Raw genomic sequence first — 14529 nt, forward strand, 5'->3', positions numbered from 1 at the left:
ACGAAGAACATCGAGGCGTTGATCGCCGATGGTGGTGACATCAACATCGGCGCGCTGCCGCCTCACGAGTGCGCTGCCACAGCGGCCGACGCAAGCAACTGCCTGGCCATGCTCGTGCGCCGTGATGGCGAGACCTTCAATGCACTGCTCAAGCGCCTGGACAAGGCGATCGGGATGGCTTGGTCGGACGACCTCTTCATCGATGAGGTCAACGTACGCGCTGCAGCTTGGCAATCTCGGCGCGTGCGGCGGCCAGTTCAGAGGCCGGCACCACAGATTCGCCGGCGGACACGGCCATCAACGCACCCTGGCGTTCGAGCTTGCGCCACTGGAACAGCAGGCTGGCCGCAACGCCTTCCTGGGCGGGCCACGAGCGACACGCTCATGCCCGGCTCGTAGGTGCGCTTGACGAGCGCAGACTTTTCCGCGAGGGACCAGCGCCTGCGGCGCTGGTCCCTCATGATCACTTCGACGGTATCCGTATTACTATTCGTACTCACAGTCCTACTCCTATCTTCAAAGATAAGCGATGGACCGTGTCCTGTCATACAAGGGGCCAGCTCAGTCTGCTCGACCAGGCCCAACGTGCGCGCCGCCGCCGCGATGCTCTGGCCACCTTCGACCAGCCGCACAGCCTCCTTCTTGAACTCCAGCGTGTAGCGCGCTCTCATCGTCTTCGTCATTACCGTTCTCCTTGCTTGCATTGAAACACTCAGCAAGGGATACGTTTTTCGGGGGCAAGGTCATGCATCTCCAAGGGCAAGGCACGCACCCCATACGAGTTCGGCGTCAAGGTGAGCATCGCGACGACCTTGAAGGAAGGGTTGGTGGTGGACATGCGCTCCATGCCGGGCAACCCCTATGACGGCCACACGCTGGCCGAGACCCTGGAGCAGGTGGGCATCCTGGCCGAGCGCGGGCCGACAACGGCCATCGTGGACAAGGGCTATCGGGGTGTGGAGATCGAGGGGGTGCGCATCCTGCGCTCGGACCAGAAGCGCAGCGTCACCCGAACGCTCAAGGCGATGATCCACAGGCGCAGCGCCATCGACCCGGCGAGCGGGCACATGAAGATGCACGACAGACTCGCGCGAAGTCCGCTCAAGGGCGCCCTGGGTGAGGCGCTGCATGCGGTGATGTGCGGCGCGGGCCACAGCCTGCGGCTGATCCTGCCCGGCTGCGGGTTTTTTCCGCCCATCTCGGCCTGGACTTGCGCTCGCAGTTGGCGGGACTCCCGTCCCGGCAGCTTCGCGCTCATGTAGTTCGGGCTCGAAAACCGGTTTGTTGAGCGCGGACCAACGAGGTTGAAAGACACCATCGAAGGTCTCAAGCTTGAGCGGTTTAGACTCACTGGCAAGACGCTGGCGGATCACCGCCGGAAGTTGACGCGGGCCTGATAGCTCTTGCCCTCGAGCACCAGGCAGTAGGCGTTGTGGCGCATGCGATCGAGCGTCGCGCTGGCCAGCAGCTTGTTGGCCGGGAAGGCCTGGTGCCATTCGATGAGATCAAGGTTGCTGGTCACATGGCGGCGCACTCTCGTACCGCTCGACCATGAGTTCATGCAGGCTCCCGTATCGGTTCGGGGGGACAGGGTAACTGCCGGATGTAGATTGATCTCCTAGTAGAAGGGGAGAGCTGACCATTGCCGATCAGGCGCACGAAACCACCTCACCTGTGCAGCACATCACAGCGCAGCGGGCTTCCCTTGCCTACTTCGACCCGAAGGCGCAATAAAGCTGTGAGAATCCGCCTATGGAGGCACTCGACAAGCTGGATCGCCTGATATTGCGCACGCTGCAAGCAGACGGGCGGGCGACTTATGAGCAGCTTGCTGAACAGGTCAGCCTTTCGCCCAGCGCGGTCTTGCGCCGGGTCAAGCGTCTTGAGGAAAGTCGCGTCATCGACCGATACGTGGCGCTCGTGAAGCCTGAATCCGTAGGCTTGGGACTCACCGCCTATATCAACGTCAGGCTCGAGAAGCACACCGAAAGTCACAAGCGCAATCCGATGGACCTCTTTCGCGCCAGCGTCCAGACCTGGCCGGAAGTAGTGGAATGCGCGGCGTTGACGGGCGACATGGACTATTTGATGCGCGTTGTCGTCGCCGACATGGCGCACTACAGCCGCTTCATCATGGACACCCTGCTCAAGCACCCGAGCGTGGAAGACTGCAAGACGAGCTTCGTGCTCGATCGCGTCAAGACAACGACCGCGGTCCCGGTATAACTGGCTTGTTCGCATATTTTCCACGCAATGCCTCGTAATACGTCACTGGATCGGCACTTATCGATGGCGTCCGACTTCCATTATTGGGGAAAACCCTTATATTGGAACCATGCTCAACGCAAGTTCACTATTCAAGGCGTCGCTCGGCGCGGGTTCTTTTTTCAAAGTGCCTGCCACTGAGCCCCGCCTGCCGGATGACCCAGGTCAGCAGCCGGTCCTTGTGCCCATACGTTCCATTGGTCCGGGTGAGCGCGAGCGCATCGCGCGGCACTTGCTGGACCTTGACCTGCATGACCGCTATCTGCGGTTCGGCTATGCCGCTTCGGATGAGCAAGTGCAGCGATATGTCGACGCGCTCGACTTCGACCGGGACGAGATATTCGGCATCTACAACCGCCGGCTCGAGATCATCGCCCTGGCGCACCTGGCGTTCCCGCCTGCGGACCAACCGATGGATTGCGCCGAATTTGGCGGATCGGTGTCGAAGCACGCCCGTGGGCGCGGCTATGGCGCACGCCTGTTCGAACGGACCATCGTGACCGCGCGAAACGAGGGCATTGGTATGCTCTTCATTCACGCCCTGAGTGAAAACGGAGCGATGATCAAGATCGCGCGCAATGCCGGCGCCACGGTCGTGCGCACGGGCTCGGAAGCCGAGGCGCATCTGGAGTTGCCAAAGGCCGACTTCGACAGCCGCATGGCCGAGATCGCGCTCGACAACATTGGCGAAGTCGACTACCAACTCAAGACCCGAGCCAAGCGGTTCTGGAACTTCCTGCACGTCATGCAGGAGATCCGACGCGGCGGGCGACCGGCGAGCGACCACGCCGCCCCATAGTCGATCGACCAGTTGCATTCGCCCCAGCGGCGCTGCAATGCCCGGGAGGCGCTCCCCTTTCCGGTATCCTTGCGCTTCCCCAACTACGCCCTCCCGCAGTGGCCGACCCTCACCCTGAGCGCACCCCCGTTGAACGGGAAGACAAACGAAGCTTTCTGCAAAAGCTGGCCGAATTCATCCATCCCGGGCCGGATTCGCGCGACGAACTGATCGAAACACTGGCCGACGCGGAGGACAACGACGTGATCGGCGCAGAGTCGCGCGTGATGCTCGAAGGCGTTCTGCGCATGGCTGACATGACGGCTGCAGACGTGATGGTTGCAGCGCCGCGGATGGACCTGCTGGACATCGATGCCTCGCTCGATTCGCTGATTCACGTGGTCATCGACACGGCGCACTCGCGCTTTCCGGTTTTCGAGGGCGACCGGGAGAACATCATCGGCATCCTGCTCGCGAAGGACTTGCTCAAGCTGCAGCGTGCGCCGGCATTGAACGTTCGCGCGCTCCTGCGGCCCGCGACCTTCGTGCCGGAGAGCAAGGGCCTCAATGACCTGCTGCGCGAGTTCCGCGGCAACCGCAATCACCTGGCGATCACCATCGACGAATTCGGCCGCGTGGCCGGGCTGATCACCATCGAGGATGTGCTCGAGCAGATCGTCGGCGAGATCGAGGACGAGTTCGACATCGCCGAGGAAGAGGGCGACATCTTCGGCCTGGCCGATCACACCTACCGGGTGTCGGGCGACACGCCGATCGAGCGGGTGGCCGAGGCCTTCGGCATCGTTTTCGATGAGGAAGCGTTGAGCGAGGATTTCGACACCATTGGCGGGCTGATCGCCCATGAGATGGGTCACGTCCCAAAGCGGGGCGAGCACCATGCGCTGGGCGGTTTCGATTTCGTCGTGCTGCACACCAAGGGCGGTGCGGTGCGCTGGTTCAAGGTGTCGCCGGCGCGCGGCGACGACGCGGCCGATTGAACGCCACGCTGCTTCGCTTGCTTGCTTTCGCGCTGGCAGGTGCGGCGCAGGCCGCGTCAATTGCCTGGCCGTGGAGCGGTCATCCGCTTTGGTGGCTGCAACTGTTGTCCTTGGCCGGATTGGTGTGGCTTCTGGAAGGCTTGCGACTCGATGCGGCGCCGAAACCGTGGCGCAGGGGCTTCGGTCTTGGCTGGGCCTTTGCCACCGCGTGGCTGTGCGGCAATTTCTGGTGGCTCTTCATCTCCATGCACACCTACGGCGGCATGGCGGCCCCGCTCGCTGCGCTGGCGGTGCTGGCGCTGGCAGCGGCCTTGGGGCTGTACTACGCCGTGGCGTGTTCCGTGTTTGTCGGCTGGGGGCCCCGCCATTGGTTGTGTCGGGCCGTGAGTTTCTCAGCGCTCTGGACAGTGGCCGAACTGATTCGTGGCTATTGGTTCACAGGCTTTCCCTGGGGAGCGGGCGGCTATGCGCATGTCGAGGGGCCGTTGGCGATGCTGGCACCCCTGGTCGGTGTGTACGGCATCGTGGCGATCGCTGCGCTGGCTGCCGCAATGATGGCGCAATGCTTGCGGCTCGACTATCGCGGCAAGGGCTCATGGCTGGCGCCGGCGGGCGTGGTGCTGATGCTGGGCGGCTTGGGCACACTGGGTGTGACCGACGTCACCGCGGGGGCGGCGAAAGCGCCGCCGCCCCCGCTGCAGATCGCATTGCTCCAGGGCAACATTCCCCAGGACGAAAAGTTCATTCCCGGCGGCGGCATCGCCACCGCATTGGACTGGTATGGCATGCAGTTGCGCGATGCGAGCGCTTCGCTGGTCGTCACGCCCGAGACCGCGCTGCCCCTGCTCCCGAGCCAGTTGCCGCCGGGCTATCTCCCTGCGATCGCGTCGCGCTACGGGAGCGGATCGCAAGCTGCGATTGTCGGCTTGCCGATGGGTGACGGGCGCGGCTACACCAACACGGTGCTTGGATTCAAGGTCGGCCAGGCCGAGCCCTATCGCTATGACAAGCACCACCTGGTGCCATTCGGGGAATTCGTGCCGGGCATGTTCCGGTGGTTCACCGACATGCTGAGCATTCCGCTGGGCGACTTCGCGCGCGGCGGACTGGCGCAGCCGTCTTTCGAGTGGCTGGGGCAGCGCATCGCGCCGAACATCTGCTACGAGGACTTGTTCGGCGAGGAGATCGGGGCCAACTTTCGCGATGAGGCGCTCGCGCCGACCATCCTGCTGAACGTCAGCAACATCGCGTGGTTCGGTGACTCGGTGGCGATCGACGAGCATCTGGCCATCTCGCGCATGCGCGCGCTGGAGTTCCAGCGGCCGATGGTGCGCGCCACCAACACCGGCACCACGGCGGTGATCGATCACCACGGCGTGGTGACGCAATCCTTGCCGCGACTCACGCGCGGTGTGCTGGTGGCGACGGTGGAAGGGCGGAACGGCATCACGCCCTATGCAGCCTGGGTCTCGCGATTCGGCCTGGTGCCGTTGTGGCTTGCGGCCATGCTCGTGATCGCGATCACAGTGCTGCCTGGTGTGCTTCGGCGACGGCCGTTGAGGGGGCCATCGAGATGATCGGGCAGCATTGATTCCAGCGCCTGCAGGATCGCGCCCCGCCAGGTTTTCGCTACCCGACGCAGACGCAGTCACAGGGCAAGGCGACATCGCTTCCTCAGGCGCTTCGAGGCTCGCCGGACCGAGCTACGCCTGGCCGGCCGCGTGCTGCATCGTCGAGATGGAGAAGCCGAATCGAAGCGAGGGGCCGGGCGACGGCAGTTGCCGCTTGCTTCGTCAGCTCAGGCGCCGAGCCGCACGAGGCGTCCTGGCCGGGCGGTGGTGATCGTGCCGTCCCGCTGCACCGCCTGGCCGGCAACCCAGGTGCCGCGGTAGCCCGTGGCCTTTTGCATGAAGCGCTTGCCGCCGGCCGGAAGGTCGGCGACGAGCTTGGGGGCGCCCACACCGAGCGCTTGCGGATCGATCACGTTCAGGTCTGCTCGCATGCCGACTTGAAGCGTGCCACGGTCCTGCAGGCCGAGGTAGCGGGCGTTGCGCTGGGTCAGCATCTGCACGACGGTCTCGAGCGGCAGGCGGCCCTGCTCGCGGTCGCGGGCCCAGTGCGTGAGCATGAAGGTGGTGAAGCTCGCGTCGCACACGGTGCCCACGTGCGCGCCCGAGTCGCTCAGGCCCGCAAGCGCGCGCGGGTGCTGCAGCATCTCGCCGAGCACGTCGAGCGAGCCGCCGTTGTAGTTGAAGATCGGGAAGTAGATGAGATGGTCGCCGTCGCCGCCGGACAGGTGGTCGTAGAGCGCCTCCAGTGGCTTGATGCCGGCCTGCTTCGCGCGCACGAGGAAACTCTGCATTACCGAGGGTTCATAGTCCGGCGACGGGCCGAGCGGGAACATCCGGCCGCTGATCAAGTCGATGCGGGCCAGCAGTTCGTCGACGAGTGGCGGGATGGCCGTGCCGTCGCCGGCGAGCCGTGCTGATTTCTCGCCGAGGATGCGCGCCTTGCGTGCGGGCTCGCGCATCGCAGCCGCGCGTTCGGCCAGCGGGAGGTGCGCGATTTCCTTGTAGCCCGGGAAGCCCATGAAAGGGTGGAAGCTGGCGTCGAGCCCGTTGATGACGCCGATGCCGCGCGCGGCGGTCTGCAGGTAGAGCGGCAGGCCTTGGGCCACGCCAGCTTCGACGCGATCGCGGATGGCGAGGTACTGTTCCCCGCCGGGGTCGCGCTGCAGCCAGGTCATCGACAGCGGGCGGCCGCAGGCGCGGGCCATCTGCTCGACGAGTGCGAACTCCTGATCGAAGTTCTCGGGGCCGCGCAGCAGGTCGAAATCACTCACGCATTGCACGACGCCGTGTTGCAAGCCGTCGAAGGCGGAGGCGATGCCGATCAGTTCGGCGGCGCTGGCTTCGGACGCGGGCGTCTCGAGGCCGTCGGAGGTTCGGTGGTTGTCGCTGCGGCCGGTGCTGAAGCCGGCGGCGCCCGCTTCAAGCGCTTCACGCAGCAGTGTGCGCATTGCCGCGATGTCTTCCGGCGTGGCGGCTTGCTGTGCGACCGCGCGTTCGCCCATCACGTACATGCGCAACGGGTCATGCGGGACTTGCACCAGATAGTCGAGGCTGCGCGGCGTGGCGGCCAGCGCGTCCATGTACTGCGGGAAGCTTTCCCAGTTCCAGCGGATGCCCTCGTGCAGCGCGGCGCCGGGGATGTCTTCGACGCCTTCCATGAGCTTGACGAGGTCGTCCTCGTGGCCTGGCCGCACGGGCGCGAAGCCGACGCCGCAATTGCCCATCACCACGGTGGTGACGCCGTGATGGATGCTCGGGGAGAAGCAGTCGTCCCAGGTGGCCTGGCCGTCGTAGTGCGTGTGGATGTCGATGAAGCCGGGTGTGACCCAGGCGCCCTGGGCATCGAGGGTTTCACGTGCGGTGCCGGCGAGTTCACCAGGCGTGCGGCTGATCGCCGCGATCTTGCCGTCACGCACCGCGATGTCGGCGGTGTACGGGGCGGCGCCGGTGCCGTCGACCAGCGTGCCGTTCTCAATAAGCAGGTCGTGCTGCATTTTTTCGTCTCCAGAAGAATGCCAGCGAGAGTCCGCTGACGATGTGCCAGATACCCCACAGGCTGGCGATCAGCACCATGCCCAGGTCACTGTTGAATTGGACCGCGATGATGCCCAACGCCAGGCCCGAATTCTGCATGCCGCCTTCGATCATCACGGCGCGGCGATCGTATTCGCTCACGCGCATCGCGACGCTGGTGATGAAGCCGAAGAACAGGCCGCTGGCGTTGTGCAGGATCACGATGACCAGCAAGGGCAGCAGGCCGATGGCGAGCAGCTGCCGTTGCACGATGAGGCCGATGACGATGAAGGCCAGCAACGCCACGAGCGAGAAGTTGGCCAGTGGCTTCTGCAGCTTCTTCGACAGCGCGGGCTTGAAGTGCGTCAGCGACAGGCCCAGCGCCATCGGGATCGCGAGCAACAGCAGCAGGCTCACCCAGATGTCGGACGGGTCGATGGAGAGCGTGCGCAACCAGCCCGCAGTGGCCGGGTTGTTGGCGACTATCCAGCTGAAATTGAACGGCGTGGCAACCAGCGCGATGACGCTGGCGACTGCCGACACGCTCACCGACAAGGCCGTGTTGCCGCGGCCGAAGTGCGTGATGACGTTGCTGAGCGAGCCGCCGGGGCAGGCCGCGACGAGGATCATCGCGACCTCGATGTCCGGCGGCAGGTCGAGCGCGAGCGTCGCCGCCCACGTGCCGACCGGCAAGAGGATGAACTGGGGAATCAATCCGCAGATGACGGCGCGGGGCGTCTGGGCAACCCGCTTGAAGTCATCGACCTTCAGCTCCAGCGCGACCGAAAAAACCATCGTGGCAAGGACCACGCTCAATATCAATTGTTGTGCGCTCAAAGCGATCTCCTGGGCCCGGGAGCCTAACCGCCGCGGCGCCGGCCCCGCCCCCGTAAAATCACCGGCTTTCGCGGACCTCGTCCGCGCGTTCGTGCTCTTTGACCGGACTACGCCGGCCAGTCTCATGTTGACCTTCCAGCAAATCATTCTCAAATTGCAGTCGTACTGGGCCGACCAGGGCTGCGCGTTGCTGCAGCCCTATGACATGGAAGTGGGTGCGGGCACATCGCACACGGCCACTTTCCTGCGCGCGCTCGGACCGGAGCCGTGGAAGGCCGCCTATGTGCAGCCGAGCCGCCGTCCCAAGGACGGCCGCTATGGCGAGAACCCGAACCGCATGCAGCACTACTACCAATACCAGGTGGTACTCAAGCCCGCGCCTTCGAACATCCTGGAGTTGTACCTGGGTAGCCTCGAAGCGCTGGGCTTCGACCTGAAGAAGAACGACATCCGCTTTGTCGAGGATGACTGGGAGAACCCGACGCTCGGTGCATGGGGCCTGGGTTGGGAGGTCTGGCTCAACGGCATGGAAGTCACGCAGTTCACCTATTTCCAGCAGGTCGGCGGCATCGATTGCAGGCCGGCGACCGGCGAGATCACCTACGGGCTCGAGCGCCTCGCCATGTATCTGCAGGGCGTGGACAACGTCTACAACCTCACGTGGACCGATGGCCTCAGCTATGGCGATGTCTACAAGCAGAACGAGGTCGAGCAGTCGACCTACAACTTCGAGCACAGCGATGTCGACTTCCTGTTTACCGCTTTCGCAGCGCACGAGAAGCAGGCCAGGCACCTGATGGAGCAACAGTTGGCACTGCCCGCCTATGAGCAGGTGCTCAAGGCGGCGCACAGCTTCAACCTGCTGGACGCGCGTGGCGCCATCAGCGTGACCGAGCGCGCGGCCTACATCGGCCGCATCCGCAACCTCGCGCGCAGCGTTGCGCAAAGTTATTACGAGAGCCGCGAGCGGCTCGGCTTCCCGCTCGCACCGCGCGAGTGGGTCGCGCAAATTCCGAAGAAGGTTGCCTGAGCGATGAGCATGAATCACAACAAGAACCTGCTGGTCGAACTGTTCGTCGAGGAACTCCCGCCGAAGGCCTTGCGCAAGCTGGGCGACGCATTCGCGGGCGTGCTGCGCGACCAACTGGTGGCGCAAGGGCTGGCGGGTGGCGGCTCGGTGCTGACGGCGTTTGCATCGCCGCGCAGGCTGGCAGCGCATGTGACGCACATTGCCTCGCAAGCCGCCGACAAGGCCGTCTCGCAAAAGCTGATGCCGGTGGCGGTCGGGCTGGATGCCTCGGGTGGCGCGACGCCTGCATTGCTGAAGAAGTTGACCGCGCTGGGTGCCGACGCCTCGGCGGTGGCGGGCCTCAAGCGCGCACAGGACGGCAAGGCTGAAGCCTTGTTCTACGAAAGCACGGTGAAGGGCGCGACGCTGGCCGAGGGCTTGCAGAAGGCGCTGGCCGAAGCCATTGCGAAGCTGCCGATTCCCAAGGTCATGAGCTATCAACTCGAGACCCGCTGCGAACTGCCGGGCTGGAGCAGCGTGAGCTTCGTGCGGCCTGCGCATGGCCTCGTCGCGTTGCATGGCGCAGACATCGTTGACGTCGAGGCGCTCGGCCTGGCGTCGGGCCGCGACACGCACGGCCATCGCTTCGAGGCGAAGGTCGACCCGGTCGTGCTGCGCGACGCGGACAGCTACGCGCGACAACTTGCCGATGAAGGCGCGGTGATCGCGGGCTTCGATGCGCGCCGTGGCGAGATCGCGCGGCAACTCGGTGCCGCGGCGGCGAACGTGGGCGGCGGCGCGAAACCAATCGAAGACGATGCGCTGCTCGACGAAGTGACGGCGCTGGTCGAGCGACCCAACGTGCTCACTTGCACGTTCGAGGAGGAGTTCCTCGCAGTGCCGCAGGAGTGCCTGATCCTCACGATGAAGGCCAACCAGAAGTACTTCCCGCTGGTCGATGCACAGGACAAGCTCACCAACAAGTTCCTCGTCGTCAGCAACATCACGCCCGATGACGCGAGCGCGGTGATCCAGGGCAACGAGCGCGTGGTCCGCCCGCGCCTGGCCGATGCCAAGTTCTTCTTCGACCAGGACCGCAAGAAGACGCTCGCCTTGCGCGTGGAATCGCTGGGCAAGGTGGTCTATCACAACAAGCTGGGCACGCAGGGCGAGCGCGTCGAGCGTGTCATGCGCATCGCGCAGGCCATTGCGGCGAAGCTGGGCGATGCGAAGCTGGGGCAGCAAGCCGTGCAGGCCGCGCAGCTTGCCAAGGCCGACCTGGTCACCGACATGGTCGGCGAGTTTCCCGAGCTGCAGGGCACGATGGGCCGCTACTACGCGCTGCACGACGGCCTCGATGCTGCGGTGGCCGATGCCATCGAAGACCACTACAAGCCGCGCTTCGCCGGCGACACGCTGCCGCGCGGCAACGTGGGCATCGTGGTTGCGCTGGCCGACAAGCTGGAAACCCTGGTCGGCATGTTCGGCATCGGAAACCTGCCGACCGGCGACCGCGACCCGTTCGCGCTGCGTCGTCATGCGCTGGGCGTGGTGCGCATGCTGGTCGAGCGTGCCCTGCCGCTGCACTTCCATGAGTTGACGCGGCTGGCGTTCCAGGCTTTCGGGCCCTTGCTGGCCAAGGACCCTTCCGTTGAACTCGACGAGTTCCTCATCGAACGCCTGAAGGGCTATCTCAAGGACACCGGCTACTCGGTGCCGGAGGTCGATGCCGCGGTGTATGCGCGCAAGCTCACCGAATGGTCGAGCCTGCCAAAGCGGCTGGCCGCAGTTCGCGCCTTCGCCGCGCTGCCCGAGGCGCCCGCGCTTGCCGCGGCCAACAAGCGCATCGGCAACATCCTGAAGAAGTCGCCTGAATCGGCGGACGCGCCTGTGACGGAGGCCTTGCTGCAGGAGCCCGCCGAGAAGGCGCTGCACGCCGCGATGCAGCAGATCGTCCCGACGGCCGACGCCCGCTTCGACGCCGGCGACTACACCGCGTCGCTGCAAAGCCTCGCCGCGCTGCGTGCGCCGGTCGATGCCTTCTTCGATGGCGTGATGGTCAATGCCGAGCAGGCCGACTTGCGGCTGAACCGGCTGGGCCTGCTCAAGTCGCTGCACGAGTCGATGAACCGCGTGGCGCAACTGGAGCGGCTGGCGTCGTGAGGTCCGGCGCTCAATAATCGTTGCAATGAACCGGCAGCAACAACTGGATCAGTTTTCGCTCGCCCTGCATCGCAGGGCGATTCAAGTGTTGCGTCGCGACCCTGCGCTTCGTACACGCGCGCTCGACACAATTGCACGCTGGCGGCTGAAGACCGGCGCAACGCGTTCCGATCTGCTCTGGAACGAATGGGAACACCTGCTGGGCAATGATGGCTTCGAGGCGCTGGAAGACCCGGCCCTTGCCGAGCCGGATCACGGGCAGCTCATGCGCAGTGTTTCACCAATGGGTGGACTGATCGACCAGCACGAGCGAGCGCGATTGCTCAAGCTCGCGCGTGGGCAGGTTGCTGTGCCATGACACGCGAAGAGCTTGAACATGTATTGCGCGCCTCTGCCGCCATTGCAAAGGAAACGTCACTGCGAGAGCGCGTCGCCATGTTGGACGACGCCAAGTATCCACATGCGCATCTCGCATGGATCGATCGTCGCGCCCTCGAAGCCAAAGGCACACCATGAAGCTCGTCATCCTCGACCGCAACGGCTCCATCAACGTGCACCGCGAGGACTTCGTCAAGAGCGAGGTCGAGTGGACGCCCTTGCCCAGCGCGCTCGAAGCGATTGCGCGGCTCAACCATGCAGGCTGGCATGTGGTGATCGCGTCGAACCAGTCGGGGCTCGGTCGCGGCTTGTTCGACGTGGCTTCGCTCAACCAGATGCACGCCAAGATGCACAAGATGCTGGCCGCCGTGGGCGGCAAGGTCGACGCGGTGTTCTATTGCCCGCACAGCCCCGATGAGAACTGCGCCTGCCGCAAGCCGAAGCCTGGCTTGTTCCTGCAGATCGGCGAGCGCTACGGCATCGACCTCGATGGCGTGCCGACAGCGGGCGACAGCCTGCGCGACGTGCAGGCCGGCGCTGCGGCGGGTTGCGAGCCGCACCTGCTGCTGACCGGCATGGGCGAAGCGTGCCGCGGCGTCTTGCCGCTGCCGCCCGAGTACCCGCCCGGCACGCAGGTCCACAACGACCTCGCGGCTTTCGTCGACTTCCTGCTGGCGCGCGAAGAGCGCGAAGCGAAGGCTGCGCTCGCGGCGCCACAAGACTGACTTTTTCCATCGCACAAGTAGACCGATTCCATGGCATTTCTTCGTTCCGTTGTTCACATGCTGTGGATGCTCGTCACCGTCATCCCCTGGGGCCTCATCATGGTGGTCGCCTCCATCTGGCGCCGTGGCGAGCCGCTCTGGTGGATGGCCGTGCGCTGGCTCAGCTGGGCGATTGGCGGCGCGCGCGTCATCTGCGGCATCGAGACGCGCGTCACCGGCATGGAGAACCTGCCGCAGGACAAGCGCGCCGGCGCGGTGCTGCTGGTGAAGCACCAGTCGACGTATGAGACTTTCCTGATGCCGACGCTGATGTCACATCCGCTGGCCTTCGTCTTCAAGAAGGAGCTGATCTACGTGCCCTTCTTCGGCTGGGCCATGGCGCGGCTCGACATGATCCACATCGACCGCAGCCAGCGGGCGCAGGCCTTCAACAAGGTGGTCAGCCAGGGACGCAAGCTGCTCGAACAAGGCATCTGGATCATCATGTTCCCCGAGGGCACGCGCATTCCGCGCGGGCAGAAGGGTACCTACAAGTCGGGCGGCACGCGGCTGGCCTGCGAGACCGGCGCGCCGGTGGTGCCGATCGCCGTGACCTCGGCCAAGGTGTGGCCCCGCAAGGCCTTCATCAAGCGGCCTGGCATCGTCGACGTGTCGATCGGGCCTGCGATCCCGAGTGCGGGCCGCAAGCCCGACGAGCTGATGCGCGAAGTCGAAGCCTGGATCGAGGCCGAGATGCGCCGGCTGGACCCCGAGGCGTATCGATGACACGGGCCCAAAGGCCAGGGGCCTGAAGCATGCGCGGGCTGCTGCAATACACGCTGGACCTGTTCGACGGACTGTCGACGGACGCGTCCGGATCGAACGCGCCGTCGAAGCCGAAGGGCCCGCGTCGCGGCCCGGTCGCGCCGGTGGTTCCCGAGGCGCCAGAGGCCGCGGCTGCGCTCGCCGCCGATGCCGGACCACGCACATCGGCGCCTGAAATATCGCTGGCCGATTCGCTCACGCCGGCGCGCTTCGTGCACCCGCGGGCCACGCGCGAGGCCACGCTCGGCAATGCGCGCGTGGCCTATGAGTTCACGCGTGGCCAACGCCGCACGATCGGCTTCGTGGTCGGTGCGCAGGGGCTGTCGGTGAGGGCGCCGCGCTGGGTTGCATTGCGGGATGTCGACGCGGCGCTGCAGGAGAAGTCCGCCTGGATCCTGCGCAAGCTCACGGAAGCCGACCAGCGCTATGCACGGCTCGAAGCCGCGCGCATCGAATGGCGCGATGGCGTGAGCTTTCCGTTTCTCGGCGAGCCCGTGGTGGTGCGACTGGACCCCCGCCATGGTTTCAAGGGCGTGGGCGCCGTGCTCGAAGCTGGCGACCCTGCGATGCCGAAGACCTTGCGCATGGCGCTCGCGCAGAACGCGACGCCGGAGCAGATCCGCGATGCCGCGCAGGCCTGGCTCTCGCGGCAGGCGCGGCGCATCTTCATCGAGCGGCTCGACCATTTCGCGCAACGGCTCGGCGTGCGCTGGACCAAGCTGTCGCTCTCGAATGCCTCGACGCGTTGGGGCAGCGCCAGCGTCGACGGTGCGATCCGCCTGCACTGGCGACTGATTCATTTCCGCTTGCCGGTGATCGACTACGTGGTCGCGCACGAGCTGAGTCATCTGCGCGTGATGGACCACAGCCCGCGCTTCTGGGAGACGGTGGAGAGCGTGGTGCCGGACTACGGCGTGCTGCGCAAGCAACTCAAGGACGAGACGATCCCACGCTGGTCGTGAAACGCATTCCCGAGGCTATGCTCGCC

14 protein-coding genes and 3 pseudogenes are annotated in these 14529 nt (G+C 65.2%); 12 read left to right on the forward strand and 5 right to left on the reverse strand.

Annotated features, from left to right (window positions below; genetic code table 11):
* Positions 1–214 precede the first annotated feature (214 nt).
* Positions 215–461 (reverse strand): annotated as a pseudogene (locus tag HCU76_RS24895) (transposase); the annotation flags it as partial.
* A gap of 102 nt (positions 462–563) precedes the next feature.
* A pseudogene (locus HCU76_RS24900) lies at positions 564–683 on the reverse strand (transposase); the annotation flags it as partial.
* Positions 684–746: 63 nt separating this feature from the next.
* Here HCU76_RS24900 and HCU76_RS24905 point away from each other — a divergent pair.
* Positions 747–1288: pseudogene (locus HCU76_RS24905) on the forward strand (transposase); the annotation flags it as partial.
* Between the two features lie 81 nt (positions 1289–1369).
* Here HCU76_RS24905 and HCU76_RS24910 read toward each other — a convergent pair.
* Positions 1370–1561, reverse strand: a complete 192-nt coding sequence (locus HCU76_RS24910) for an ATP-binding protein (protein WP_305729957.1) — start codon at positions 1559–1561, stop codon at positions 1370–1372.
* Positions 1562–1752: 191 nt separating this feature from the next.
* Between HCU76_RS24910 and HCU76_RS24915 the strand changes: the two genes are divergently transcribed.
* From HCU76_RS24915 to lnt, 4 genes are all read left to right on the forward strand, one after another.
* A complete protein-coding gene (locus HCU76_RS24915; protein ID WP_213957462.1) occupies positions 1753–2226 on the forward strand; it encodes an Lrp/AsnC family transcriptional regulator in 474 nt (157 codons plus the stop codon).
* A 109-nt stretch (positions 2227–2335) separates the two neighbouring features.
* On the forward strand, positions 2336–3064 hold the full coding sequence (locus HCU76_RS24920; RefSeq protein WP_218510902.1) for a GNAT family N-acetyltransferase: 729 nt from the start codon (positions 2336–2338) through the stop codon (positions 3062–3064).
* Between the two features lie 98 nt (positions 3065–3162).
* Positions 3163–4041, forward strand: coding sequence for a transporter associated domain-containing protein (locus HCU76_RS24925; protein ID WP_213957460.1), 879 nt, complete (start codon positions 3163–3165; stop codon positions 4039–4041).
* Positions 4038–5618, forward strand: coding sequence for an apolipoprotein N-acyltransferase (lnt, locus tag HCU76_RS24930; RefSeq protein WP_218510903.1), 1581 nt, complete (start codon positions 4038–4040; stop codon positions 5616–5618). The genes HCU76_RS24925 and lnt overlap by 4 nt, the downstream gene beginning before the upstream one ends.
* 221 nt (positions 5619–5839) lie before the next feature.
* Here lnt and HCU76_RS24935 read toward each other — a convergent pair whose 3' ends face one another.
* Both HCU76_RS24935 and HCU76_RS24940 read right to left on the reverse strand, forming a co-directional pair.
* A complete protein-coding gene (locus HCU76_RS24935) occupies positions 5840–7606 on the reverse strand; it encodes an amidohydrolase family protein (protein WP_213957458.1) in 1767 nt (588 codons plus the stop codon).
* A complete protein-coding gene (locus HCU76_RS24940) occupies positions 7584–8462 on the reverse strand; it encodes a bile acid:sodium symporter family protein (RefSeq protein WP_218510904.1) in 879 nt (292 codons plus the stop codon). The genes HCU76_RS24935 and HCU76_RS24940 overlap by 23 nt, the downstream gene beginning before the upstream one ends.
* A gap of 124 nt (positions 8463–8586) precedes the next feature.
* Between HCU76_RS24940 and glyQ the strand changes: the two genes are divergently transcribed.
* Genes glyQ through HCU76_RS24975 form a run of 7 tightly spaced genes read left to right on the forward strand, consistent with a single transcriptional unit; the run spans position 8587 to position 14503 of the window.
* Entirely contained in the window at positions 8587–9492 is a 906-nt protein-coding gene (gene glyQ, locus HCU76_RS24945) for a glycine--tRNA ligase subunit alpha (protein ID WP_213957456.1), read from the forward strand.
* 9 nt (positions 9493–9501) lie between these two features.
* Positions 9502–11634 (forward strand): glycine--tRNA ligase subunit beta, encoded by a 2133-nt coding sequence (gene glyS, locus HCU76_RS24950; RefSeq protein WP_213957455.1) that lies wholly within the window; start codon positions 9502–9504, stop codon positions 11632–11634.
* A 25-nt stretch (positions 11635–11659) separates the two neighbouring features.
* Positions 11660–11992: a hypothetical protein gene (locus HCU76_RS24955; RefSeq protein ID WP_213957454.1), complete on the forward strand. Its 333-nt coding sequence runs from the start codon at positions 11660–11662 to the stop codon at positions 11990–11992.
* Entirely contained in the window at positions 11989–12150 is a 162-nt protein-coding gene (locus HCU76_RS24960) for a hypothetical protein (protein ID WP_213957453.1), read from the forward strand. Before HCU76_RS24955 ends, HCU76_RS24960 begins: the two co-directional genes overlap by 4 nt.
* The gene (gene gmhB / locus HCU76_RS24965) at positions 12147–12737 is read left to right on the forward strand and encodes a D-glycero-beta-D-manno-heptose 1,7-bisphosphate 7-phosphatase (protein WP_213957452.1); all 591 of its coding nucleotides are present in this window, start codon (positions 12147–12149) and stop codon (positions 12735–12737) included. Before HCU76_RS24960 ends, gmhB begins: the two co-directional genes overlap by 4 nt.
* Positions 12738–12767: 30 nt before the next feature.
* Positions 12768–13502, forward strand: a complete 735-nt coding sequence (locus tag HCU76_RS24970) for a 1-acyl-sn-glycerol-3-phosphate acyltransferase (protein ID WP_213957451.1) — start codon at positions 12768–12770, stop codon at positions 13500–13502.
* 29 nt (positions 13503–13531) lie between these two features.
* Positions 13532–14503, forward strand: coding sequence for a M48 family metallopeptidase (locus tag HCU76_RS24975; RefSeq protein ID WP_213957450.1), 972 nt, complete (start codon positions 13532–13534; stop codon positions 14501–14503).
* Positions 14504–14529: the final 26 nt, after the last annotated feature.

Source organism: Variovorax sp. dw_308 (genome assembly GCF_019207085.1).
Lineage (GTDB): Bacteria > Pseudomonadota > Gammaproteobacteria > Burkholderiales > Burkholderiaceae_C > Variovorax.

Coding starts and splice junctions, on each gene's coding strand:
- HCU76_RS24910 (WP_305729957.1), bottom strand. CDS start 1,561: ATGAACTCATGGTCGAGCGGTACGAGAGTGCGCCGCCATGTGACCAGC.
- HCU76_RS24915 (WP_213957462.1), top strand. CDS start 1,753: ATGGAGGCACTCGACAAGCTGGATCGCCTGATATTGCGCACGCTGCAA.
- HCU76_RS24920 (WP_218510902.1), top strand. CDS start 2,336: ATGCTCAACGCAAGTTCACTATTCAAGGCGTCGCTCGGCGCGGGTTCT.
- HCU76_RS24935 (WP_213957458.1), bottom strand. CDS start 7,606: ATGCAGCACGACCTGCTTATTGAGAACGGCACGCTGGTCGACGGCACC.
- glyQ (WP_213957456.1), top strand. CDS start 8,587: ATGTTGACCTTCCAGCAAATCATTCTCAAATTGCAGTCGTACTGGGCC.
- glyS (WP_213957455.1), top strand. CDS start 9,502: ATGAATCACAACAAGAACCTGCTGGTCGAACTGTTCGTCGAGGAACTC.
- HCU76_RS24955 (WP_213957454.1), top strand. CDS start 11,660: ATGAACCGGCAGCAACAACTGGATCAGTTTTCGCTCGCCCTGCATCGC.
- HCU76_RS24960 (WP_213957453.1), top strand. CDS start 11,989: ATGACACGCGAAGAGCTTGAACATGTATTGCGCGCCTCTGCCGCCATT.
- gmhB (WP_213957452.1), top strand. CDS start 12,147: ATGAAGCTCGTCATCCTCGACCGCAACGGCTCCATCAACGTGCACCGC.
- HCU76_RS24970 (WP_213957451.1), top strand. CDS start 12,768: ATGGCATTTCTTCGTTCCGTTGTTCACATGCTGTGGATGCTCGTCACC.
- HCU76_RS24975 (WP_213957450.1), top strand. CDS start 13,532: ATGCGCGGGCTGCTGCAATACACGCTGGACCTGTTCGACGGACTGTCG.